Raw genomic sequence first — 22,321 nt, forward strand, 5'->3', positions numbered from 1 at the left:
CAAATCGACGGCGAAGATGAGCGTAAAAGCCGCAGTTTTCAACGTGCCCTCGCCTGATTGTTCCCGGCCGCCGCAGCGGCCGGGAAGGTGATGCAAGGGAGGATCACGGGCTCTCACCAAAGCCCGACCTGTCAGGCGGGCTGAAGCCTCGTCTCCACGCCATCAGCCAGCGACTTGAGGATCAGTGCACAGGATGTTGCGCCGGCATCGAGCACGCCGAGCGAACGCTCGCCGAGACGGCTTGCCCGGCCGATCATGGCGACGAGGTCGCGCGTGCTATCCCGTCCGGCTTCGGCGGCCACGATGAGTGCCGTGAGCGCCTCGGCAAAAGACTTGCCGCTGCCGATAGCCGCGTCGAATGCGGTGATTGCAGGCACCAGCGTGTCAATCAGCGTCTTGTCGCCAACCTTGGCAGAGCCTATCGCCTGGATGCCGTCGAGGCCGTTGTGCAGCATGGTGCTGAAGGTCGCAGCATCGATGGCATCGGATTTTTCGATCGTTTCGGCAAACTGCGTGAACATCACGCCATAGAGCGGTCCCATTGAGCCGCCGATCTCCGTCATCAGCACGGTGCCGAGCGTGTCGAGCGCTTCAGCCAGCGACATGTCGGCACCCTTGATGCGTTCGGCCGCCATGCCGAAACCCTTGGCCATGTTGACACCATGATCTCCATCGCCGATCTTGCCGTCGATTTCGCTGAGATAGGCACGATTTTCGATGATCCTGTCGGCCAGTGAGAGAACGATCTCGCCCGATTTCCCATTCTGAAATTTCTGCATTACCTCTGCCTCCCCTTAGAGCATCGCGGGGCACTGAACATCGACCTCAAGCAGCCGCTTCAGCTCGTCGTCCAGCGCCATCACGGTCAATGTTGCGCCGACCATTTCCAGCGATGTGAAATAATTGCCGACATAGACCTTGTGGATCTTCAACCCGCGTCCGGCAATCTCGGATTCGATCGTGTCGTGGAGAATATAGAGCTCGTTGAGCGGTGTGGCGCCGAGACCGGAGACGAGGACTGCAACCTCGGTTCCGGCAGCAAGCTGATGATCGTCAAGAACGATCTTGGCCATTTCCTCGGCCACTTCCCTGGCTGATTTCAGTGGCTCGACACGCACGCCGGGCTCGCCGTGATGGCCGATGCCGACCTCCATCGTCCCCGGTTCGATGGTAAAGTTCGGATGGCCGACCGATGGAAGCGTGCAGGGGCCAAGGCCAACGCCGATCGAACGGCAATTGTCGATCGCCTTCTGCGCCGTCGCCTGCACCTCTTCGAGGCCGGCGCCTTCTGCAGCCTTTGCTGCTCCGCACTTCCACATGAAGATTTCGCCGGCAACGCCGCGGCGCTTTTCTCGCTCCTCTGGGCTAGCGGAACATACATCATCATTGGCAACGACGGTGGCGATCTCGATGCCTTCCTTCGCCGCCAACTTGATTGCCATCTTCACGTTCATGTTGTCGCCGGCATAGTTGCCATAGAGGCAGACGACACCCTTTCCGCCATTGGCTTCACGCGCAGCATCGAGAAAGCTCTTTGCCGTCGGCGAGGAAAAAAGTTCGCCGACAGCGACGGCATCCAGCATGTTGCGGCCGGTATAGCCGATGAAAGCAGGCTCATGGCCCGAGCCACCGCCGGTAATGACCCCGACCTTGCCGGAGACCGGCGCCTGGCGAGAGGCGATCACTCGGGGATTTTGTGCGGATTGCCTGACGATGTCGGCATGGGCCTTGAGGAAACCCTTCACCGTATCTTCGACGACTTCATCCGGATTGTTGATAAACCGCTGCATTCTAACTCCTATCTACCGCGCGTCAGATAATGGTGTAGCCGCCGTCGACCAGAAGGTCCGCGCCATTGATCATATCGGCGCCGTTGGAAGCCAGGAACACCGCCGCCGCCGCAATCTCTTCGGGGAACGCGAAGCGGCCGGATGGAATGCGCTGTTTCAGCGCTTCACCACGCGGGCCGTCCCATGCCTTCCTGCCGAGATCAGTCAGGACGACGGTCGGAGAGATCGTGTTGACGTTGATGCCGTGTTTGCCCCATTCGGCGGCAAGTGTCTTAGAAAGGCCGATGACGCCGAACTTCGAGGCACAATAGGCGACATGCTGATCGATGGCGACAGTGCCAGCCTGGGATGCCATGTTGATGATCTTGCCGCCCCTGCCCGCCTTGATCATGGCGCGGCCAGCCGCCTGGGACACCAAAAAAGTGCCCTTGAGATTGATGGCGATGGTCTTGTCCCAGGCATCGAGGCTGAGTTCCTCCGCCGGCGCGAGCATGACGACACCGGCACTGTTGACGGCAATATCGACGCGACCAAACGCGGCCACCACATCGGCGACTACCTTTTCAACGGATTGCGGGTTGGATACGTCGCAGACGAATGATTTCGCGCCGTTGCCGAGTTCGTCGGCCTTGGCCTTGGCAACAGATTCATTGATGTCGACCACGCCAACGATCGCGCCTTTGGCAGCCATGGCAGATGCGATGGCACTGCCGATGCCTGAGGCACCGCCCGTAATCAGAGCGACCTTGCCGCTCAGGGAAAAGTTCAAATCAACCTGTTTGGTATCAGTCATGGCTTTCTTCTCAACCTGTCGGGATTTGGGGCGGGATCTTCATCCCGCCCCAGGGAGGATCACTTGCGGGTGGAAAGCAGTTTATCGACGTTTTCAGCCGTCACCGGGGTCCACGGAACATTATAGGTCTTATCCTTGCCGTCGTTCCACGGCATATCCTTATAGGTCGTCCAGATATCGGATTCCGGCTTGTAGTTGCCCTTCTTGGCATTGAAGATCGCAAGATCCAGAGCGCCCTGCGCCTGGGCGCGGGCATCCTGAAGGATCGAGGTCATTTCGCCGGCCTTGGCGGCCCGCAGCGCGTCGGTGACACCGTCGATACCGGCAATGGCGAAGCTCTTGACGTCAAGGCCGGCAGCCTTGATCGCCTCGATGGCGCCGAGCGCCATTTCATCGTTCTGGCCGATAATGCCGTTGATCTGGTTCGGATGCGACGTCAGCCAGTTTTCCATCAGTGTCTGGGCCTCGGCGCGCGACCAGTTCGCGGTCTGGTCTTCAAGGACCTTCACATCCGGGCACTCGGCAAGCGCTTTTTTGTTGCCTTCCAGACGCTGGATCTGGGCAGACTGGCCGACCGGGCCCTCGATGATGACGACATTGCCCTTGCAGCCGATCTTGTCCAGCACGCTCTTGGCTTCGAGATAACCGGAGACCGTGTCGTCGGAACCGACATAGGAGGTCAGCTGGTCGGAATTGACGCGGGTGTTGGAGCCGATGACCGGAATGCCGGCATCGACCGCGGACTGAACGGCAGATGCACCTGCATCGACATCGATCGGCGCAAAGATGATCGCGTTGTACTTCTGCGTGATCATCGTCTTGAACTGGTCCTGCTGGACCAGCGCGTCATAGCGGCCATCGAAAACCGTCAGCTCCACCTCACCGCTCTTGACGGCCGGGTGATCCTGCAGGGCCGCGGTCCAGATCTGCATGAACTCCGCATTCAAGCCGTAGGGTGCTGCGCCAATCTTGATCTTTTCCTGGGCTGCGGCAGACGTCGCCAGCAGCGCTGTTGCCGAAGCAAGCGCAATCAAAAGCTTTTTCACTATCGTTTTCCTCCACTTTGGGTTTAGGCTGCCGGCATGGCTTGCCTGTCTGACGGGGCGGCGAGCTGCCTGCCCCGAATTTCTGTAGATCGAGTTCAGGCTCCGAAATTTCGTTTCTGGTCGAGCATCACGGCGCCGACGATTAGGGCGCCCTTCAGAACCTGCTGGTAGTAGGACTGGATACCCATCAGATCGAGGCCGTTGTTCATGACGCCGATGATGAGGGCGCCGATCAGCGTTCCTGTCACCCGACCGACGCCGCCTGAAAGGCTCGTGCCGCCGATGACGACCGCCGCGATCGCGTCCAGCTCGTAGGCGACGCCGGCCTGCGGCAGGCCCGAACCGGTGCGGGCGCTGAGCAGGATGCCTGCCAGTCCTGCGAGACCGCCGGATATGACGTAGACGGTGAAGCGAATACGGTCGGTATTGATGCCCGATGTCTTGGCTGCATGCGGATTGCCGCCAACGGCATAGATGTAGCGACCGAACCGTGTGCGGTTGAGGATCCACCAGGAGACCGCAAAAACAACAGCAAGCACGATAACCGGGGCAGGAAGGCCAAACACATCGCCGGTGCCGATCCAGCGGAAGGCGGGCGTAAGGGCCGGAACCGGGCGGCCGCCGCCGTAGATCAACGTCATGCCGCGGGCTGCTGAAAGCATGCCGAGCGTCGCGACGAAGGCAGGCACCGAGAAGCGCGAGACGATGACGCCGGAGATCGAGCCGCAGACGACGCCGACGAGCACGCCGACAAGCAGGCCGATCGCGACCGGATAGGGCGAACCGATAACGCCGGCCGTTTGCGAGGTCGTTGCAAAACTGGCGCTGACGATGCCGGCGAGCGCAACGACCGAGCCGACCGAAAGGTCGATGCCGCGCGTCAGGATCACGAAAGTCATGCCGATCGCCAGCACGCCGTTGATGGACGTCTGCAGCAGCACGTTGGAAATATTGCCACCGGTCAGGAAGAACTCGTTCGAGAACGAGAGAATGACGACCAGCAGCAGGAAGGCGAGGAAAATGCCGTATTCCTGCACGATCAGACGTCGCTGCTCCGTCTTGAACCAACCGCCCGCACTCTTATTGTCACTGACTGACACTGCTAGCTCCTGTGCTGCCGGACGAACGCTCTGACCCTGATCAGGTCGATAAGTGGACGAGTGATTGGGCATTCGTCTCCTCCCGGCTGTATATTCCGGCGCTCCTGCCAGCCCGCATCACCATGATGCGGTCCGACATGCCGAGAACTTCGTCGATTTCCGATGAGATCATCACCACGGTGCCGCCGCCTCCGGCGAAGTCACAGATGATGCGATAGATTTCACGCTTGGCGCCGACATCGACTCCGCGTGTCGGTTCATCCAGCAACAGGACCTTGGGGTTGCGCAGAAACCACTTGCCGAGCACGACCTTCTGTTGGTTGCCGCCGGAAAGGCCGGACACCGGCATCGTGTCGCGCGCCGCCTTGATCTGAAACTGCTCGCGCATGCGGCGGCTGGCATCCACTTCCTTCGCATGATCCATGGCAAAGGCGGGGCTCAGCTCCGGCAGGCTCGCCATGCAGATATTGGCGCGAACGGAATCGGAGAGGTTGAGGCCGGTCTGCTTGCGATCTTCCGTCACCAACGCCAGACCATGGGCCATGGCATCCGAAGGCTTTGCGACCGAGATCGGCGCGCCGTCCACTGCAACTCGGCCGGCCGACGGTTTGTCGAGGCCGAAGAGGCAGTTGAAGATTTCCGTGCGGCCGGAGCCCATGAGGCCGTAGATGCCGAAGATCTCACCCTTGCGAGCGACAAAGGAAATATCCTCGATTTTGTTCGGGCAGGAGAGCGCACTGACCTCCAGACCGATCTCTGATGTCGGCATATTGGTCTTGACGTATTCTTCTGACAGTTCGCGCCCGACGATCATGCGGATCAGGCTCGGCCGGTCGATCTCCGACAAGGCGCCGGCACCGACAAAGGAGCCGTCGCGGAAGACCGTATAGGAATCGGCGATTTGGAAGATTTCTGAGAGCCGGTGCGAGACGTAGACGATACCGCGACCCTGCGCCTGCAAGCGACGGATCGCCGCGAAGAGTTGCTGAGCTTCGCGCTCGCCGATCGCCGATGTCGGCTCGTCCATGAAGATGACCTCGGCATCGTGGCTGAGCGCCTTGGCGATCTCCACCAGCTGCATCTGCGCGACAGACAGGTTCATCATGTATTGCGTGGCGCGAATATCGAATTCCAGCCCGTCGAGCAGCTTCTGCGCCGCCTTGTTCATGCTGCGGAAGTCGATACCGCCGAAACGGGCGGATGGCTCACGGCCGAGATAGATATTCTCGGCCACTGTCATATGCGGAACCGGGCTCAGCTCCTGCTCGATGATCGCGATGCCTGATGAAAGCGCATCTGCGGGGCTCAAAAATTCGACGTCCCGCCCACGGCGGCGGATCGAGCCGGCGTCGCGCTTGTGAATGCCCATCAGGATTTTCAGGAAGGTCGACTTGCCGGCACCATTGCCGCCACACAGCGCATGAACCGAGCCGGCACGAAGTTGGAAATGACCATCGCGCAAAGCTGCGACACCGCCAAAGGACTTCTTCAGTCCTCCCACTTCGAGCAGAAACTCCACCTTGATATTCCTCCATACAAGCACCTTACGGACCCTCCCGGCGGACGATCGACATTGAAAAATCTCTGCCCGGCGCTTTCATGACAATATTCAATAGACGCTCGACAAATGTCAAGTTATGCGCAATCATATAAAAAGTTAGAAGGCTTTGGTGCGCCGGAATCGAGAAGCCTGAAAGGAAAACCTCATGAAGATCGCAATCGGAGCGGACGGAGCTGGTAAACCTCTGCTAGATGTCACCGCCTCGCACCTGTCTGGTAAACCCGATCTCACGGTGGCGGACCTGAGCGAGCCAGGCTTGTATGCCGACGTGTCTCAGAAGATTCTTGACGGTGAATATGAGCGGGCAATGCTGTTCTGCGGAACAGGCATCGGCCCATCGATTTCGCGCAACAAGGTTCTGGGAATCCGGGCCGCGTTGACGCATGACACCTATTCGGCAGAGCGCGCGGCAAAGTCGAACAACGCCCAGATCATCGCTATGAGCGCGCGGGTGATCGGCCCGGAGCTTGCCAAGGCGATCGACGCATTCCTTGCCTCCAGCTTCGATCCGGACGGTCCCTCCGCTGAAAACGTCAAGGCAATCGACCGCCTCGATCGGGCCAGATGATGAACGATCGGGAGTCCCGCCACCAATCGGATCACGACACTGCGGCGTATGGACGTGCGTCTGGACTGCCGTTCGTTGACGTTGATCCAGCGCGGGCCGGCGTGCCGGTCACTCAATCCATGGCAGCCGGCGGCAAGATTGCCTTCGATGCGACCGCCTCGATGGTCAAGCTTGCCTTAAGCGGTGTGGCGGACGCCATTTGCGCCGGCCAGTCCAGCAAGGATGCGCTTGATAGTGCGAGGCTACGCGCCCACCGAAACGTGCGAGTGGGCCGCATCACCAGACATATCGCTCAGGAAGATGTTCCAAAACACGTCAAGCCAAAGTTCAGCCGTGTCGTTGCCCTCACCGACGGCGCGTTGCACATCCTTGGGCTGGAACGGCCTAAAATCGCCATCGCCGCGCTCAATCCGCATGCAGGGGAGGGTGGCCTCTTCGGCCGGCAGGATATCGATGTGGTCGAGCCCGCCATCAGCGCGCTGCGCGAAGACGGTTTTGACGTCGAAGGGCCGGTGGGCGACATGGTGTTCGTGAAGCTGCGCGCACGCCAATTCGATGCTGTCGTCGCAATGCATCACGATCAGGGGCATATCCCCGTGAAATTGCTGGGATCCTCGGTGGATGAGAAGACCGGGCGCATGGAGGCGCTCAGCAGCGTGAATGCCACGCTCGGCCTGCCGATCATCCGGACTTCTGTCGATCACGGCACCGCATTCGACATCGCCGGAAAAGGTATCGCTAGCGAAACCAGCCTGATTGAAGCCATTGAGCTTGCCGTGACCATGTCGCGGGCGTGAGCGGATGACCTTGATGCGGCGGTGACCTGGACCTTGTGCCATTTCCAGTCTGATCGGCTCCGGCCCGGTCAGATCTTGCCAGTCTAGCCGGTTTGGGAGGAAAACATGATCGCTAAACACATCCGCAAGGTAATGGTCTCAGTTGTCGCGCCGTTGCTTTTGAGCGTCACGACCGCCGCTGCCGCCGATTCCGGCAGGCCGACGATCGGCGTGGTCGTGCCGACACTGGCGGCGCAGTTCTGGAACAATTACGTCGACTTCATGAAGAAGGGGGCCGACGAGCTTGGCGTCGATCTTGTTGTCCTCAACGCCGATAACAAGCCGGATCAGATGATCAAGTCGCTGGAGGATCTGGTCGCAAAGCCGGCTGATGGCATCATCTTCACACCCTATTGGGCGACTGCTGCCCGAGGCCTGACCCTCGCCAAGGACGCCAACATTCCTGTCATCCTGACCGACAGCTATCCCGATTTCGATCCGCAGACCTCACGTTTTCCGAATTATCGCGCTTTTGTCGGACCGAGCGACGAGGATGCCGGCCGCCAGATGGCCGAAGCCCTGTTTGCCGCCGTCCAGCCTGACGCCTCCGGCAAGAAAGTCATCGGTGTCGTCAACGGTACCGCAGGCACATCGGTGGCAATCGATCGCCGCAAGGGGCTCGAGGATGCCTTGAAGTCTCATCCTGAAGTCGTGGTCGCAGGTGAAGTCGACGGCAATTTCGTACGCGACACCTCGCAGACCGTGTTTGAATCCCTCTATCAGGGCCACCCCGACATCAAGGGCGTATGGGCTGCCAATGGCGGCACGGCGACCGGCGTCATGACGGCGTTGAAGAACGCCGGCAAGCAGCCGGGCAAGGACATCTTCGTGGTGGCGATGGACCTGAATCCTGAGAATGTCGAAGCCGTCAAATCCGGCGAGCTTCTGTTCGATATCGGCGGCCACTGGCTGCAGGGCGGCTTTGCGCTGACCATGCTCTATGACGAAATCAAGGGTCATGCAGTGCCGAAGGATGCTGACAAAGTCAAGCTGACGCTGTTGCCTTTGACCAAGGACCGTGTCGCGCAGTTCCAAGCCGATTTCCCGGGAGGTGTGCCGCCTTACGATTTCAAGGCGCATTCCAAGACCTACACGCCTAACGCCGCTGCCGCGTCGTTCGAGCTGAAATACTCGAAGTAATCAGGCCTCCGACGCCGGCTGGCATGACCTGGCCGGCGTTATCTCTGATGACCAGCAAGCCTTATCGCAGCCCGCCCGCGCATTCTCGAGAAAACGAGTACGGCCGCGCGCGTCCGCCAGACGTATGTCCCCTCACCAAGGATCGTGTTCCGTGCAGATCGTCGCAGAAGATATCGAACGAAGCTTCGGAAACACCCGGGCATTGTCGGGAGTCTCCCTGACGCTTCGGGCAGGCCGGATTCATGCTTTGGTGGGCGAGAACGGTGCCGGCAAATCGACCCTTATGAAGATCCTTGCCGGAGCCGAGCGTCCTGACGCCGGCAGCATGACCATCGATGGCGATCGCTACGCTCCTCGCAATGCCGCCTGTGCGCGTGAGCGCGGCGTTGGCCTCGTCTTCCAGGAAATGACCATAAATCCGGCCCTGTCGATCGCGGAGAACATTTTCACAGGGCAGTTCGCCCGTTATCGGCGCAACGGCTTCCTGAACTACCAGAAACTGCAGCAAGATGCGCAGGCGCTGCTCGATGGCTTTTCGGCCGAGATATCAGTGCGCCAACCGCTCAATAAACTCGATCTCGGACAGTGGAAATGTATCGAGGTGGCGCGCGCACTTTCGACGTCGCCGCGTGCGGTCCTGTTCGATGAATCCACGGCCTTTCTCAATCACCGCGAGGTCAACCTCGTTCTCGGCGCAATGCGGGCGCTGAAGGCGCAAGGGCTGATCGTCGCCTTCGTCTCGCATCACCTTGCTGAGGTCGAAGAGGTGGCGGATGCCCTGACCATTCTGAAAGATGGACTCAAGGTCGGCGATTTCGCGGCGGGTGACCTCGACCGCGATCAGATCCAGAGCCGCATGGTGGGGCGCGACCTCTCCAAGGGGCTTTATCCGCAACGTGCCATCACGCGGTCGAAGCAGGAAAGGCTGCGTCTCGATAATATCGTGACCGATCGCCATGAGCCTGTCTCACTGTCTGTCATGGAAGGCGAAATCGTCGGCATTGGCGGCTTGAAGGGCGCAGGTGGCGAGCGTCTCCTCGAGGTGGCCGCCGGCGCGGTGAAGCCGGCATCCGGCAAGGTCGTGCTCGAAGGGCAGCAGAAATCCTTTGCCTCGCCGGCCGATGCTTGGCGCTCCGGCATCGCCTACCTGCCGGGCGATCGCACCGCCGAAGGGCTGATTGTCGACGCATCGGTGCTGGACAATCTGGTGATGGCGAAGCCGCCACGCCGCGGACCGCTTTTCGACCGCAAGAAGGCAAATGCGCTCGCCCAGTCGCTGATTGAACGGCTGACGATCAAGACCAGTTCGGCATCTGCCCGCTCAGGCTCGCTCAGTGGCGGCAATCTGCAGAAGGTCGTGCTGGGCAAGTGCCTGGCCATTGTTCCGCGTGTCCTTCTGCTCAACAATCCCACCCGCGGCGTCGATATCGGGGCACGCGTAGAAATCTATCGATCGCTGCGTGAAGCCGCCGCATCCGGCCTCGCCATTCTGGTCGTCAGTGAAGATCTCAACGAACTCATCGGGCTCAGTGATCGCATCGTCGTCATGCGCGGCGGCTGCGTATCGGCCGAGATCGATGATCCGGCCGCCACGACGGAAGACGTCGTGATCCGGTCCATGATTTAAGGAGTGCCTCGATGTCCGACCTGTCTGCCCGGGAGCCCGCATCAGCCAACGGCAAGAGTTGGCTCAATCGCGTGGATATGCGCCGCTTTTTCCCTATTCTGCTGCTGCTCGTTCTTGCGGGTATCTTTACTCTGGCCTCGCCCCGCTTCCTGCAATTCAACAATATGATGATTGTCTCGCAACAGGCGGTCGTTCTGTTGGTGGCCGCGCTCGGCATGACGTTCGTCATCATCGCCGGATCGATCGATCTGTCTGTCGGGGCAATCGTCGCGCTGTCGGCGCTGGTGGCGGCCGTGACATCGTCGACGCTCGGCGTCTTCGCCATCATTCCGGCCTGCGCCGTAGGCGTGCTCTGCGGCACGATCAACGGAACGATCGTGGCCAAGGGCAAGGTGCCGTCCTTCATCGTGACGCTTGGCGCCATGGTGATCTACCGCGGCATCGTGCTGTTTTTTACCCGCGGCGCGCCTGTCTCCATCGAGGACGAGATGTTTCTGGACGTCTATTCCGGGCGTACCGCCGGCATTCCGCATTCCCTGTTGATCGCAATCGTCATGATCGTCGTCGCGGCGGTGATGTTGAACCTCACCGTGTTCGGACGCGAAGTGCGTGCTATCGGCGGGGGCGAGCGTATCGCTCTGCTGACCGGCATCCGCGTCGATCGTGTGAAGATCGCGATCTTCGCCCTGCTCGGGTTCCTGTGTGGTGTGGCGGGTCTTCTGCAGAGCGCCCGTGCGATGTCGGCGACCGCCCAGCTTGGCGAGGGACTGGAGCTCGATGCCATTGCCGCAGTTGTGGTTGGCGGCACGCCGCTGACCGGTGGGATCGGCAGCCTCCAGGGAACAATCCTCGGCGCGCTGATCATAACCATCCTGTCCAACGGGATGAACATTGTCGGTGTGGATCCGTATTTCCAGAACCTCGTAAAAGGCTTGGTCCTCGTCCTCTCCGTATTCGTGACGATCGACCGAAAGAAAATAGGCATCATCAAATGAGGAGATCGAATTTCTCACCTCGGTGAAACCGCAGACAAGGCCGAAGTCACCAAAACAGTCCTCGGGCGGCATGAAGAGTGAATAAAGCGTTGTGCTCTGCATCAGGCTGCTTCCGAGCCTGCGATTGGGCTGCCAGGGTTTGCCCGGCCGGAAAGCTCGGTCACCAAGCAGTGAAGGTTGTAGAGCCGAAAGAGCTGTGGAGCGAAGTCACTTTCTTCGGGTGGATTGTTATTCTCATCGGTCTCAGTGTTTCCCCTAATTTCCCCTGGGGCCGGCCCAAGAGTGATGGCATCTTTTCGCCAGCATATGACTGTTGAGTCCCGTTCAGCCAGCTTTTGCAAAAAATAACGCATCTGGCTGGGTGCGAATTCCTTTTACAAAGCTCCGACTGCTCGCCTCACGGCCTTGATCGATCAAGTCGCCTTTTTCGTTGGCGAAGGCGCGTAGCACCGCGAGCGGCTTGTAGACAATTGCAACGGCTTCAGCCGCCGATAGACGCGCCGGCTGATTATCGTCGCGCATCTTTTGTAGATGCCGCTCAAGCTCGTCCAAGACGGCAAGTGCCGCATCCCTGAGATCCATAAATGCAGGGCTTTGGTGCAGGGGTCGGGACTTGAATGGATGCCGGTCTTAGATGGAGCTGTCTACATCACTAATGTGGCCGCAGCGTGGGCTGGGGTGCGGCGGCCGGTCGGTCTGGGGACCCTCAAGCCGCTGTCAGGAAGCCTCTGCTCACACGCAGGGATTAAGCTGCGCACCGCAACCACACGCACAGGGCATGTCGTTGGAACCCAGCGGATGGTGAGCATCCCGAGCTCGAGATGTTCGGTAGTCCTAATCGCATCGCGGATGCAATGCCATCATAAATACCTATGTGCCATGACGATACTGCGTTATGGTAGCGCCCATTCACGTCATTGGGGACCTAATGGGGCAGTTGACAACAGGAGAACGCGCTTTGGGCCTGCGCACTGACTGAAGTTATACGCCGAGGCGCAGGCTAACGCGGAAATCGCCTGCATAGAAGGATCGCAGCACTCGAAGCGCGAACGCTGGAGAAGGAAAACTCCTGATGGACCTGCTCCTCATCCTTACATATGCCGCGATCTGCTACGCGATCTTCAAGATATTCCGGATTCCGGTGAACCAGTGGACGCTTTCCACGGCTGTGCTCGGTGGAATTTTTCTAATCTCCGCCCTGCTCCTGCTGATGAGCTATAATCATCCCTATACGAGCGACGCCCGGATCTACTTTACGTCGGCGCCCATCATTCCCGTTGTTGGTGGTCAGGTCGTGGACGTGCCGGTGACGCCTAATATGCTGCTGAAGAAGGGAGATGTGCTTTTCCGCATCGATCCACGTCCCTACCAATTCGCAGTGGACCAGAAAACGGCCACGCTGGCCGAAGCCAAGCAGACGGTGCTGCAGCTGAAGGCGGCACTCGATGCCGCTACTGCAGCCGTGACCGGTGCCGAAGCTTCAAGAGACAGCTCGTTGCAAGCCTTTCAGAAATTCCAGCAGTCGAACGAAAACTCAAGGTCGAGCGGCAAGGGAGCCGTCTATTCCGAACTCCAAGTCGAGAACCGGCGAGGCATCTACCTGACCTCGGAGGCGGCCGTCGACACGGCGCGCGCTCAGGCCGCACAGGCAAGGCTCGCTTATGAATCCGAAATAAACGGCATGAACCCCACTGTTGCGCGGCTGCAGGCCGAGTTGAGCAATGCCGAATACGACCTCGACCAGACGACGGTCCGCGCGCCGAGCGCCGGCTACGTCACGCAGGTCTTTCTCCGGCCCGGCATGATGGCAAATCCGCTCCCCTTGCGGCCCGTCATGGTATTCGTCAATCATGACGATCAGATGCTGGCTGCGGCTTTCATCCAGAATTCGCTCCAGCGCGTTCGGGTTGGCGACGATGCCGAGGTGGCATTCAAAGCAGTCCCCGGTAAGATATTCAAAGCGCGCGTGCAGAGCATCATCGATGTCATGGCCCAGGGCCAATTGCAGCCGACCGGCTCTCTGATCGACCCGCAATCACCTGAACGCATCCCGGCCGGCCAGACGCTGGCACAAATCGAGCTGCTCGAACCTACCGACCAGTATCAATTGCCCGGCGGCGTGGTCGCCGAGGTCGCCGTCTACACTGATCACTGGCACCACGTCGCAATTCTCAGAAAGGTGCTTCTGCGAATGAGCAGCTGGATGAACTACGTGTTTCTCGAACACTGACCTGAACCTTAGGAACTACCAGAAATCCGGATACCCGGCGGCGGGAAGGAACCCCCACGGAAAAGCGATAGGAGCTCGCGTGATAGGCAGTAGTCCGATGTTGCGTGGCCTGGCTGGCTTCGATCGCAATGGGCTCCGTCACGACATTCCAGCGGGGCTTTCAATTGCCGCCGTCGGATTGCCGAGCGCCATCGCCTATTCCAGAAAGCGCCCTCTCGAGATCTACCCCACGAACCACGGCTACATTGCCCTTACAGGGCTTTGGTGCAGGGATCGGGACTTGAATGGATGCCGGTCTTTGATGGAGCTGTCTACGCGGTAGTTGCTTTGCAGCGGACGGATTTCGGGCGTGCGCAGGCGAGCATGCGGTTGAGCACGGCGCAGGCGATGGCAACTTCTGTCTGTTGGGCGTGAAACGAGCGGGCCCGCAGGCGCCGACCGATGATGGCTTTGTACCGTCCGTTTGCGGTCTCGACGAGAGATCGTCTGACGACCTGTTCGCTCTGATAACGGCTCTCGGCTGGGCGGTTGACCAACCCTCATTCGCGCCGCGGGCGGATCATCTCGTTCACCTGATTACGAGCGCCATCCTGACAAATCCGCCTGGCAACGATGTTAAAAAGGGAACGCGTTGAAACAGATCGGTTTCGGATGGCAGCAATGCGCCCTCATCTCGCCCGTTGACTACACGCAGCTCCCCATTTCAAACCTGACTTCCTCCACCAACGCTGGCAATGCGCGGAGATGGGTTTCAGGAATATTCAGTGAAGGACCGAATTGACGCAGCGCATGATTACGGGTGAACCTGAAAGCTGAAATCGAAATAATGGCGTTGCATGACAAGCTGAATCAGATGCGCTCAACTGAATTGAAAGCGCTTGTAGAAAAGCAGCTGCAGCAAATCGACCTCCTTGCCAAACTTGTCGTCGGCCCTGGCTAAGCATCTTATCTGTGACCGATCAAGCTGCTGATCTGCTTGAATTGGCAGTCGGCTCTTACTATATCTCATACTATGGCGATGCTTTTGTGCAGGGTTTCCAGTCGCTGCCAAGAACGCCCCGACCGAAAGGAGGACGTGATGTCTTCCGCAATTACCACCCAAAATCTGACTGACGACAACATGAACATGCTGCATGGCGTTTTGAGCGATGCCGGCTATACGGACGATATACTTCTTACACAGCCTCAGGGCTTCAACCTCGCAACCAAGCTGATGATCCGCCTCTTTAGAGAGGGAATGACGGCTCCCGCCGACCTTACCATCCAGCTTGATCGACACTTCGGGATACCCGAGGAAGAGGCCGCTGCTTACGCCGGTCCACTTCCTCGCTTTGCAATCCAAGGTCTTCCGGCAGACCTTCGTCGTACGGTATTGCCGGGCAAGGGTATTTCCACAGTGACCGACGAAAGCAAAACAAGCCACTGGCAAGCCAGACATTCGGGTTCGCTGGCGCCCAAGACTGGCAAGTACCTTGGGGACAACCCATACAATCCCAAGAATGATCCTGTGCACTTCACGCTCTGGAGAGAAGCCTACTTCAAGGCACAGAACCAGATCGATCGATTCAAGCAAGAAGACGGTGGATATCGCAGCTTGTAACCACCTGCGCCATCCACAGGGAACCCGACTTATGACAATTCCGCTCCATCACGGAAAGCGCGCGGTCCTCTGGATCAGATTGCCCCGCATCCGCAAGGCTTTTTAGCCTACGGTAGCGGGCTGGAACGCACTGCCCGTTCGCTCGATACTTCGGTGGATTGCGCATATTGCCTCTCCTACCAGCGCATCCCGCCATCGGTTCTGACGACCTGACCCCGCAACCACTCTCCACCGACAGGCGGGGTTCTTTTTCTCCGTACGCTAGCGGACTGGAACACCGACAGACTCACTTCGTTAAAACTGTGGCCGCGCGGCAGTGTTCCAGACCCTCAACTACCAGCGATGATGCGCACCATCCTGGTACCGCGCGGCCACCATATCCCGAAACCTGTTCTGTTCTTGTAGGGCTTTTTTTGGGAGGATTGTGAGCCGACTTGACGAAACCAAAGCCGCCATTGTGGAACGCCTGAGGGCCCTTCGGGCTGCCCCTCAGTACCCGATCGATCTGTACGATATCTGCGTACTGCTTAGGGCCGCTTGGTTCACGCCGGACGAGCTTCACGTCCCCTTGACAAGTCGCGAGCAGGAGGCAGTCATCGAACTGATCAAGGGCAATAGGCTGCTCGTCACGAACCCCTTGGCGTGATCCTATGGACGCACCGGCACGGAATGGGGCTGCTATGGCTTCGAGGAAAGCAGCGCGATTACGCTCTGGTATCGGCTGAAGCATCAGCCGCTGAACTATCGCGGGCTGCCTCCGCATGGCGGGATGGCGCGATGATTGCCGAGCTGATTGTCTGTGCTTCGATGGTCGCCGTCGACGGCGACACGGTGAAGTGCCTGTTGCGCAGTCAGATTATGAGGCTTCTTGGGGAAGGTGTTCCTTTCGTCTCCGGGATAGACACGCCGGAGATCGGATCGCACGCGGAGTGCATCAAGGAACGGAAGCTGGCGTTAATCGCCAAGGGAAGGCTGAAAGAGCTTTTAGCTGAAAAGGGCTTACGGATCGAATGGAGCGTCGCGATCAACAAGACGCCGTCACACCGGCCTCTGGTGAATATCTATCGGGGCAATGATAAATCGGCAAGACGTTGTTCAAGGAAGGCTTCGCTCGAGAGTGGCGGCCGGGGCATAGAAACGACTGGTGCGATTGACTCTAGAAACCTTTGTGGGAGGGTGGGCCGATCGCAATGGTCCGGCGCGGCCCAGCCATGACCCCAGAACGATTTTCAGAATGCCTCCTGCATATCCGATGGACGAGCCGGGTCTAAGCGACACCCCGCCACCCGCAGAGAGATCGTCAGGGCAGGATCGCCCACATAATTGTGCCGAAAATGACTATGAAGCAGATTGGTACGCTAAGGAACCGGAGCATACCGATGTTGGTGTTGAGGCGCCCGACCCAGGCGAACCACCAGCCTGGCCCCTGATTTTCATCCTGCATGAGATCACTCCCATTTCTAGATCTGATCAGGAGACCGAACTCCGTCGGAGAATAACTGTTCCGCCCTTCTCACTGGCAAGGGCGCGGCAACCCCGTCGCCCGTGACGCATGTGACGAGGCCAAGCAATGAGGCTAAACCGGCGGGCTATCTCAATGCCTATCGCAACGGCTGTGTTCGATATCCTAGTGGTGATCCTGTTGCCTTGGTCGATCCTAGGCAAACTGCCCTCGCCACCGCTTCCAAGGTGGTAAAGCCAACCACGGTCGAAGAGTATCGCTTGCATACGTGGACGCATGGAGGCATCTGCGATGATTGCGGATGCACATATTGAGGCCTGTCACGCGTCGATCCATGCCCCGGCACCACTACCCTCCAACCCCCCGGCATGCCCGCCTCGGGCACCTTCAGAATGCCGATAATCTGTTCGTCCGTGAGACGGTTGCGCTTCATGCTCTGGTCCTCTCAATGGGCCAGAGCTTACTTCAAACTGGATTATTTCAACGGGGCAAGGTCACGCGCTACACATAGGAAGGTTCTACCTGCGAAAAGCATCGTGCGGCGACATTTTGCCGATTGTGGAGACAACACCCTGCTCCTGGCATCCGGATAGCTCAATCAGACTACGACGCTGAGTTACAACCAATCGAACTACGCTGTCGCCTTGCGTGCTCGCAACGGCGAAGAATGCGAATGACCAAGCAACCTTGACTGACCGGATTCGATTAGACAACCACTCCCTGGGACGTCATCGCATCGTCGCGCCGCCTAGCCGAAGATCTGAGGGTAGAAGGGGATCTAGGTAAAAGATTTTTCGCAATCCAGGCTGAGCGCCCTATGTTCTTGTCTTGAAGAAGGAGAAGGAGATGGAACATCTGAAGGAGTTTGCATCGAGCACCAATGGTGATCGATGGTTCTTAGGAACGGACGACGTTACTAATAGTGAATTCGTCCTTCACCGTGGTAACCCACCGTCGGGTGGCCATGAAACGACGATGGCTCTCACAGCATTTTTCGATCGGCGGCCATTTGGTCCCGAACGCGATGCGTTGATCATGTTGCTCGCTGACCGTACGGGCAGCCCACGGTGAAAGCGGTCAAACCCCTATCAAGCCGGCCGAATGCGGGTGCTTAGTACTTTGCCGCGGAATAGTAGGGGGAGCGCTGCTCACATTGCGGCGGCTATGAGGGATGACGCCGTACGCATCGTTCTTATCGTGCTCTGCCTCATTGGCATTGCGGCACTGCTTTATGCGTACCGGTAGGAACAGTTTTCTCATTCGACCCAATCGAGGTTTCGGGCACGCCAAACGTCTTTCACTTTGGCCTCGATGTCTTCGATTGAGAGATTATCAAAGTTGGACCAAATGGTCACAGCCATGGCTTTGACGTCTGTCGGTCGACCTCTGTTTTGTTCGGCCCGGTCGGCAAGCGCGTTGATCTCCAGCATAAGCAGTTCATCGTCTTTTTCGCTCATCTGGTCCTCCCAAGGTTAGCCCAAGGCCAGTCCGGGGCATTTCTCTATTCGGGTCGGTTGAATCCGGCTTACGTCGCCGAGGAATATAGTGGACTGTTGCCCCCTGACCGGTCTTCCACCCAATGCCGTGACTTCCTCTGTGAGGATATAGCCGACACTCTGAAGTGTGTTTGGCAAATCGGCCATCGAACGACTGTCTTCGATCGTGAGATGTCCGACCTGTTCAACCGAGTGTCTCAAATAGACGGCGTATCTAGCCATGTGGGTTTCCTTTTTTGGTTGCATCGACAGATAACGATGAACGCCAACGAGGCGCAGTGCAGTTTAACAGCATTGCCAATGCTAGGTTATTCCACGGCATCAGGCTTGTCCCCGGCAACAGGGCAATGGCCACACTCGTGAGGTGGAGAGCCGCGCTGCCGCTCCGGGGTTAGCCACCCTTCATACACGGCGTGAAAGTGGATCAGCCGAGTTTTACCGCTTCGATTTAGAGCGGCGCCGGGAAAAGCTGCAGTTTGGTGACGTAGTCATGTGTTTGAACCGCGGTTCGTCATCAAGGCTGTCGTAGGGCCTGACGTACCGACCGCATTCAGCGCAAGGGTAGACTGAACCACGTCGGTAAAGAGCGTCATTGATGTGACAATCCTCAAGCCGGCCCCTCAGGTTTCGCGGCTTTGCCATGACGATCTTCGCCATCCATCCCTCCATTGGTGACCCATGCCAGTCCTAAAAACGCACTGCATAATCAGTTTGTTCAGGCTGCAGGCCAGAGGCAAGAGGGCGTAGTGCAATGGCCGGAGATCGCCGAGGTCGAGGAAGACTGGAAAATGGATGCTAAGCCAGCAGGCCGATGCTGATGCCAACGCGAAGGCGCTCGATGCCAAGCTCAAGCAGGACGCTTTCGCCCGCGATACGCAGATCAAGGGCCAGCTTGCCGATCATGACGCCGAGATGCGGACGTACGAGGCATCGGAAAAGGTCCGGGCGATCCTGCTGGAAAGCCAACAGCGCGCCAAAACGCGCGCTCAGGAGATGCAACTTCGCGAGCTCGATATCCGCAAGAAGCAGTTGGAAGTCGAGAAGATGGACGGCCAGATCGATGCTCAGGCGCAGAAGCGAACAAGCTTGCGGCTATGGCCAGTTTGCCTCACGATTTGCCTGATTGAGATCCCCTTTTTCGACAGTTCCAGGATAACCTTATTCGTCTCCTGGCAACGCAGATATCCCTCGTACTGCAGCCTTTCGGCATAGGTCAGAAGCTTGGGATCTACTATATTGCTGCCCACCGTCCGTCTGATCTGGCGCATAGCCTTGCTAACAGCATCGAGAAACGCTCGGCTCGAGTTTTCCATGAGGTGCCAACGGTCTGCAACTTGGTCAGCATGCGGCAAAGCCTTGGCGATCGCCTCGCCATATCCGCCGCCTCGATCGCGAGCGACGATTGATATAGACGGGCGCTCGGCGAGCCAAGCCCGAGAAGTATCCAGCGCGCAATCCGGCAACAGAGTGACGGGTCTGCGGCGCTCCAGGTCGCAAACAATCGTTCCGTAGGTTTGGCCGCGCCGAAAGGCAAAATCATCGATGCCGATGACAGTCAGTTCGTCACTCCGTTGGACGACACGCCGACGAACCACCCGCAACAGCGTATCGTTACTAACCGGCATCATAAGGCGGTTGGCGAAAGCTGCCGCTGGCCTGCCGCCTAGTGCGAGGCCAAGATGATGGATTATCGTCTCGAGTCTCTGCGTGCGCCGGCCGTAACGAGCTAAGACGCCATCATCAAATTGCTCGCAGAAAATGCGTCGCCGCACAGAACACCATCACACCAGAACCGACGCGCGAGGATAGTCAGTTCCACACGCCGACCACCGAGCGGCAGGTCCGCTGGTCGACGCACATATCGGCTTTGAACTCTTCGGCCTTGTCGCCCGCAGTCTGGACAAAGACAAAAAGGCCGACGCGATCGCAACTGGATTTGAACGTTCGCTCCGACAACTTTGACCGCATCTACTGCAAAGCCGTCTGGCGCGAGGTTCGCGTGCTGAAATCAATGGCACCTCCACTGATCCTCCAATGAATCAGCGAAAGCGTCATCTTCAACAGCAGCAAATGTGAGTCAGAGCCGAGAATTGACCCGCCTCTTAGGTATGTTTCGGGTCGGTGGTGGTGGTCAAGTTTTTGCTTTTCTCCTTTGCGGTTTTGGGTTCGTGCGCTGAGCTGTTTTTGAAGCGGAAGCTATCGTTTCCGGTTTCGAGGATGTGTGGCAGTGATGGGTAAGCCGGTCGAGCAAGGCGGTGGTCATCTTGGCGTCGCCGAAGACGCTTGCCCATTCGCTGAAGCTCAAGTTGGTGGTGATGATGACGCCGGTGCGCCCGTAGAGTTTGCTCAGTAGATGGAAGATCAATGCACCGCCTGATGCGCTGAATGGCAGGTATCCGAGTTCGTCGAGGATGACGAGATCGGAGTGGACCAGACGGCTGGCGATCTGGCCGGAGCGACCTTGGGCTTTCTCCTGCTCGAGCGCGTTGACCAGTTCGACGGTCGAGAAGAACCGAACCCGCTTATGGTGATGCTCGATGGCCTGCACGCCGATCGCGGTGGCAACATGCGTCTTGCCCGTTCCAGGGCCGCCGACCAGGACGATATTGTTGGCCTCGTTGAGAAAGTCGCAGCGATGACCCTGCTCTAGCACGCGCGTTATTCCTTCGGCCAGATTCTTCATATCGTCGGCGAGCGCCGTCAGGAGGAAAGCAAACGGTGCGGCCACAACAGAGACCACCAGCACCGTCATAGCTGCGGCGGCAGCCGCCCGGTTGCCTCCCACAGCACGTTCACATCGGCGGTAGATAGGCCATGTCGAGAAACAAATCACTGCGGCCCACATTATTGCCGACAGGAAGGGTCAAAGGACGAGAGCCAGGGCGATTTTATGCGCCTGAGCTAATGTCGGGATAACTTACCAGCTTTATTCAGCGGCGCGGCACCCCGAACGTCATCCAGCATGTCTCCAGCTTCATGAAGCGGATGCACGCATGATCAGACAGCTAAAGGATGCTTCCGAACAGGACCGAATAGACAATCACGGCAATCGCCAGCGTGAAGGCAAGCGATACGAACAGGCGCGTGAAATCGTACGTGTAGAAGCGAGCGGGAATGAGGCTTTTCATAGCGACCTCCTAATTCTTCGTTCTGGTTGATCTAACTACGCGGCATCCGCTGCGCTTCAGGATAGTGAGCGACTGCAACTCATGCTGACCTTGCCGAGGACGTCCACTGGAACTTGAATAGCGGCTATAATGCTGCTACCAGTTCGTCACGCTTCGCACGGTGGTCGTAGCCTTAAAACTTGCAAGGTCGGCGCTGCTGGAAGTAGCCATTCGCCGGCCGCAGTTCAACAGACGCCCGTACGCGCATCCACTCTGGCCGTCTCTGCGGCCAGAGTGCCGGTAGTGGTGGTGGTAATCCATCCAGCATTGAAACGTATGATCGGTGCGGCGATAAGCCCAACGACTAGACCAATCGCGTAGGGCTTTGTCCGTTCATGAATTTGATCGAGTGCCATTATTTTATTCCCTCTAATCAGGTTGATTATTGGGATCGTGGCGGGCCCGCGCTCGGACCAGGAAGCCAATGGGAGTCCGGATCTTTATACTGCGCTTTAAAAGACCCGATGTAAACAATCGCATAAACGTTCATTCAAAGAGGTATTCAAGTAATGATCATTGTACTGTTGGACCGAAATTAAACGTTCAATTGTCATCGATGTATATAAATGCCGAATACAAACGGCGAACATGTTTTCTGCAAACAGTTTTTCAACAATAAATCGTAGTAAAAACGGATTACTGATATGCAAAGATATGATCTTTTTTGAGGCAAGCTTGGCTTTTTGCTTCATCAGAGGCGGTATACCGTCAAACTCACCAGTTTCGATTCCGCATCTCCAAGTGCACGGCCGCGCCGCGCCACGGCGTTCCTGTCCAGTTCTTACGAGGGCGTCAGGGATACAGGCGGAAAGCGCGCGCCCACTGGCCCCTGACATGGCCGCCGTGTCTGGACGTTGTCAACCGCGAAGGCTGGGGCGCGCCCACTGGCGACGCCGTGCCGATCGAGATC

At 58.3% G+C, this 22,321-nt stretch carries 20 protein-coding genes and 6 pseudogenes; 12 read left to right on the forward strand and 14 right to left on the reverse strand.

The annotated features are described in order from the left end of the window. Positions 1–131: 131 nt before the first annotated feature. The 6 genes from dhaL to HGP14_RS28500 form a co-directional block, all read right to left on the reverse strand. Complete coding sequence (gene dhaL, locus HGP14_RS28475; RefSeq protein ID WP_168833231.1) at positions 132–779, reverse strand: dihydroxyacetone kinase subunit DhaL; 648 nt, start codon at positions 777–779, stop codon at positions 132–134. A gap of 15 nt (positions 780–794) precedes the next feature. Beyond that, positions 795–1,790 (reverse strand): dihydroxyacetone kinase subunit DhaK, encoded by a 996-nt coding sequence (locus HGP14_RS28480; RefSeq protein WP_168833232.1) that lies wholly within the window; start codon positions 1,788–1,790, stop codon positions 795–797. 22 nt (positions 1,791–1,812) lie between these two features. After that, complete coding sequence (locus tag HGP14_RS28485) at positions 1,813–2,583, reverse strand: SDR family oxidoreductase (RefSeq protein WP_168833233.1); 771 nt, start codon at positions 2,581–2,583, stop codon at positions 1,813–1,815. Positions 2,584–2,642: 59 nt separating this feature from the next. Then, complete coding sequence (locus HGP14_RS28490; RefSeq protein ID WP_168833234.1) at positions 2,643–3,629, reverse strand: substrate-binding domain-containing protein; 987 nt, start codon at positions 3,627–3,629, stop codon at positions 2,643–2,645. A 95-nt stretch (positions 3,630–3,724) separates the two neighbouring features. Then, positions 3,725–4,729, reverse strand: a complete 1,005-nt coding sequence (locus HGP14_RS28495; RefSeq protein ID WP_168833235.1) for an ABC transporter permease — start codon at positions 4,727–4,729, stop codon at positions 3,725–3,727. Between the two features lie 40 nt (positions 4,730–4,769). Beyond that, positions 4,770–6,248, reverse strand: coding sequence for a sugar ABC transporter ATP-binding protein (locus HGP14_RS28500; RefSeq protein WP_168833283.1), 1,479 nt, complete (start codon positions 6,246–6,248; stop codon positions 4,770–4,772). A 187-nt stretch (positions 6,249–6,435) separates the two neighbouring features. Between HGP14_RS28500 and HGP14_RS28505 the strand changes: the two genes are divergently transcribed. The 5 genes from HGP14_RS28505 to HGP14_RS28525 all read left to right on the forward strand — a co-directional run bounded on the left by HGP14_RS28505 (position 6,436) and on the right by HGP14_RS28525 (position 11,456). Next, positions 6,436–6,858 carry an RpiB/LacA/LacB family sugar-phosphate isomerase gene (locus HGP14_RS28505; RefSeq protein WP_168833236.1) on the forward strand — a complete coding sequence of 141 codons (423 nt, stop codon included), beginning with the start codon at positions 6,436–6,438 and terminating at the stop codon, positions 6,856–6,858. Positions 6,859–7,019: 161 nt separating this feature from the next. Further along, positions 7,020–7,655, forward strand: a complete 636-nt coding sequence (locus HGP14_RS28510) for a PdxA family protein (RefSeq protein WP_409527113.1) — start codon at positions 7,020–7,022, stop codon at positions 7,653–7,655. A gap of 105 nt (positions 7,656–7,760) precedes the next feature. Then, on the forward strand, positions 7,761–8,834 hold the full coding sequence (locus HGP14_RS28515; protein WP_168833238.1) for an ABC transporter substrate-binding protein: 1,074 nt from the start codon (positions 7,761–7,763) through the stop codon (positions 8,832–8,834). Between the two features lie 151 nt (positions 8,835–8,985). Then, complete coding sequence (locus HGP14_RS28520) at positions 8,986–10,461, forward strand: sugar ABC transporter ATP-binding protein (protein WP_168833239.1); 1,476 nt, start codon at positions 8,986–8,988, stop codon at positions 10,459–10,461. Between the two features lie 11 nt (positions 10,462–10,472). Beyond that, a complete protein-coding gene (locus tag HGP14_RS28525; protein ID WP_168833240.1) occupies positions 10,473–11,456 on the forward strand; it encodes an ABC transporter permease in 984 nt (327 codons plus the stop codon). Positions 11,457–11,780: 324 nt separating this feature from the next. On the opposite strand, the gene HGP14_RS28530 is transcribed toward HGP14_RS28525, so the two are convergent. Further along, on the reverse strand, positions 11,781–12,038 hold the full coding sequence (locus tag HGP14_RS28530) for a hypothetical protein (protein WP_168833241.1): 258 nt from the start codon (positions 12,036–12,038) through the stop codon (positions 11,781–11,783). Positions 12,039–12,528: 490 nt separating this feature from the next. Here HGP14_RS28530 and HGP14_RS28535 point away from each other — a divergent pair, with 490 nt between their 5' ends. Next, positions 12,529–13,686 (forward strand): HlyD family secretion protein, encoded by a 1,158-nt coding sequence (locus tag HGP14_RS28535; RefSeq protein ID WP_168833242.1) that lies wholly within the window; start codon positions 12,529–12,531, stop codon positions 13,684–13,686. A 311-nt stretch (positions 13,687–13,997) separates the two neighbouring features. Here HGP14_RS28535 and HGP14_RS28540 read toward each other — a convergent pair. After that, positions 13,998–14,174, reverse strand: a pseudogene (locus tag HGP14_RS28540) (IS5/IS1182 family transposase); the annotation flags it as partial. A gap of 270 nt (positions 14,175–14,444) precedes the next feature. Here HGP14_RS28540 and HGP14_RS28545 point away from each other — a divergent pair. From HGP14_RS28545 to HGP14_RS28565, 5 genes and pseudogenes are all read left to right on the forward strand, one after another. After that, positions 14,445–14,626, forward strand: a pseudogene (locus HGP14_RS28545) (hypothetical protein); the annotation flags it as partial. A gap of 138 nt (positions 14,627–14,764) precedes the next feature. Further along, positions 14,765–15,286, forward strand: coding sequence for a hypothetical protein (locus tag HGP14_RS28550; protein WP_168833243.1), 522 nt, complete (start codon positions 14,765–14,767; stop codon positions 15,284–15,286). 424 nt (positions 15,287–15,710) lie between these two features. Continuing rightward, the gene (locus HGP14_RS28555) at positions 15,711–15,932 is read left to right on the forward strand and encodes a hypothetical protein (RefSeq protein ID WP_168833244.1); all 222 of its coding nucleotides are present in this window, start codon (positions 15,711–15,713) and stop codon (positions 15,930–15,932) included. 131 nt (positions 15,933–16,063) lie between these two features. Further along, positions 16,064–16,440: pseudogene (locus tag HGP14_RS28560) on the forward strand (thermonuclease family protein). A 1,154-nt stretch (positions 16,441–17,594) separates the two neighbouring features. Continuing rightward, on the forward strand, positions 17,595–17,819 hold the full coding sequence (locus tag HGP14_RS28565) for a hypothetical protein (RefSeq protein ID WP_168833245.1): 225 nt from the start codon (positions 17,595–17,597) through the stop codon (positions 17,817–17,819). A 185-nt stretch (positions 17,820–18,004) separates the two neighbouring features. On the opposite strand, the gene HGP14_RS28570 is transcribed toward HGP14_RS28565, so the two are convergent. Beyond that, complete coding sequence (locus HGP14_RS28570; protein WP_168833246.1) at positions 18,005–18,205, reverse strand: hypothetical protein; 201 nt, start codon at positions 18,203–18,205, stop codon at positions 18,005–18,007. A gap of 831 nt (positions 18,206–19,036) precedes the next feature. Between HGP14_RS28570 and HGP14_RS36530 the strand changes: the two genes are divergently transcribed. Next, positions 19,037–19,456 carry a hypothetical protein gene (locus HGP14_RS36530; RefSeq protein WP_312862211.1) on the forward strand — a complete coding sequence of 140 codons (420 nt, stop codon included), beginning with the start codon at positions 19,037–19,039 and terminating at the stop codon, positions 19,454–19,456. Positions 19,457–19,554: 98 nt separating this feature from the next. Here the strand turns inward: HGP14_RS36530 and HGP14_RS36535 are convergent. From HGP14_RS36535 to HGP14_RS36790, 5 genes and pseudogenes are all read right to left on the reverse strand, one after another. After that, positions 19,555–19,872, reverse strand: a pseudogene (locus HGP14_RS36535) (ISL3 family transposase); the annotation flags it as partial. Between the two features lie 98 nt (positions 19,873–19,970). Further along, positions 19,971–20,102: a hypothetical protein gene (locus HGP14_RS36540; RefSeq protein ID WP_312862209.1), complete on the reverse strand. Its 132-nt coding sequence runs from the start codon at positions 20,100–20,102 to the stop codon at positions 19,971–19,973. 244 nt (positions 20,103–20,346) lie between these two features. Continuing rightward, positions 20,347–20,894: pseudogene (istB, locus tag HGP14_RS28590) on the reverse strand (IS21-like element helper ATPase IstB); the annotation flags it as partial. A 355-nt stretch (positions 20,895–21,249) separates the two neighbouring features. Further along, positions 21,250–21,372: a hypothetical protein gene (locus HGP14_RS36325; RefSeq protein ID WP_281408131.1), complete on the reverse strand. Its 123-nt coding sequence runs from the start codon at positions 21,370–21,372 to the stop codon at positions 21,250–21,252. Positions 21,373–21,428: 56 nt separating this feature from the next. Continuing rightward, a pseudogene (locus tag HGP14_RS36790) lies at positions 21,429–21,767 on the reverse strand (hypothetical protein). Positions 21,768–22,321: the final 554 nt, after the last annotated feature.

The organism is Rhizobium sp. P32RR-XVIII, assembly GCF_012641395.1.
Taxonomy (GTDB): Bacteria; Pseudomonadota; Alphaproteobacteria; order Rhizobiales; family Rhizobiaceae; genus Rhizobium.

Excerpts from the sequence above, each read along its gene's own strand:
- HGP14_RS28510 (WP_409527113.1), top strand. The coding sequence starts at position 7,020 with ATGGTCAAGCTTGCCTTAAGCGGTGTGGCGGACGCCATTTGCGCCGGC.
- HGP14_RS28570 (WP_168833246.1), bottom strand. The coding sequence starts at position 18,205 with ATGAGCGAAAAAGACGATGAACTGCTTATGCTGGAGATCAACGCGCTT.
- HGP14_RS28480 (WP_168833232.1), bottom strand. The coding sequence starts at position 1,790 with ATGCAGCGGTTTATCAACAATCCGGATGAAGTCGTCGAAGATACGGTG.
- HGP14_RS28485 (WP_168833233.1), bottom strand. The coding sequence starts at position 2,583 with ATGACTGATACCAAACAGGTTGATTTGAACTTTTCCCTGAGCGGCAAG.
- HGP14_RS28550 (WP_168833243.1), top strand. The coding sequence starts at position 14,765 with ATGTCTTCCGCAATTACCACCCAAAATCTGACTGACGACAACATGAAC.
- HGP14_RS28565 (WP_168833245.1), top strand. The coding sequence starts at position 17,595 with ATGGAACATCTGAAGGAGTTTGCATCGAGCACCAATGGTGATCGATGG.
- HGP14_RS28505 (WP_168833236.1), top strand. The coding sequence starts at position 6,436 with ATGAAGATCGCAATCGGAGCGGACGGAGCTGGTAAACCTCTGCTAGAT.
- HGP14_RS36325 (WP_281408131.1), bottom strand. The coding sequence starts at position 21,372 with ATGAAAAGCCTCATTCCCGCTCGCTTCTACACGTACGATTTCACGCGC.
- HGP14_RS28535 (WP_168833242.1), top strand. The coding sequence starts at position 12,529 with ATGGACCTGCTCCTCATCCTTACATATGCCGCGATCTGCTACGCGATC.
- HGP14_RS28525 (WP_168833240.1), top strand. The coding sequence starts at position 10,473 with ATGTCCGACCTGTCTGCCCGGGAGCCCGCATCAGCCAACGGCAAGAGT.
- HGP14_RS28530 (WP_168833241.1), bottom strand. The coding sequence starts at position 12,038 with ATGGATCTCAGGGATGCGGCACTTGCCGTCTTGGACGAGCTTGAGCGG.
- HGP14_RS28515 (WP_168833238.1), top strand. The coding sequence starts at position 7,761 with ATGATCGCTAAACACATCCGCAAGGTAATGGTCTCAGTTGTCGCGCCG.
- HGP14_RS36530 (WP_312862211.1), top strand. The coding sequence starts at position 19,037 with ATGCTAAGCCAGCAGGCCGATGCTGATGCCAACGCGAAGGCGCTCGAT.
- dhaL (WP_168833231.1), bottom strand. The coding sequence starts at position 779 with ATGCAGAAATTTCAGAATGGGAAATCGGGCGAGATCGTTCTCTCACTG.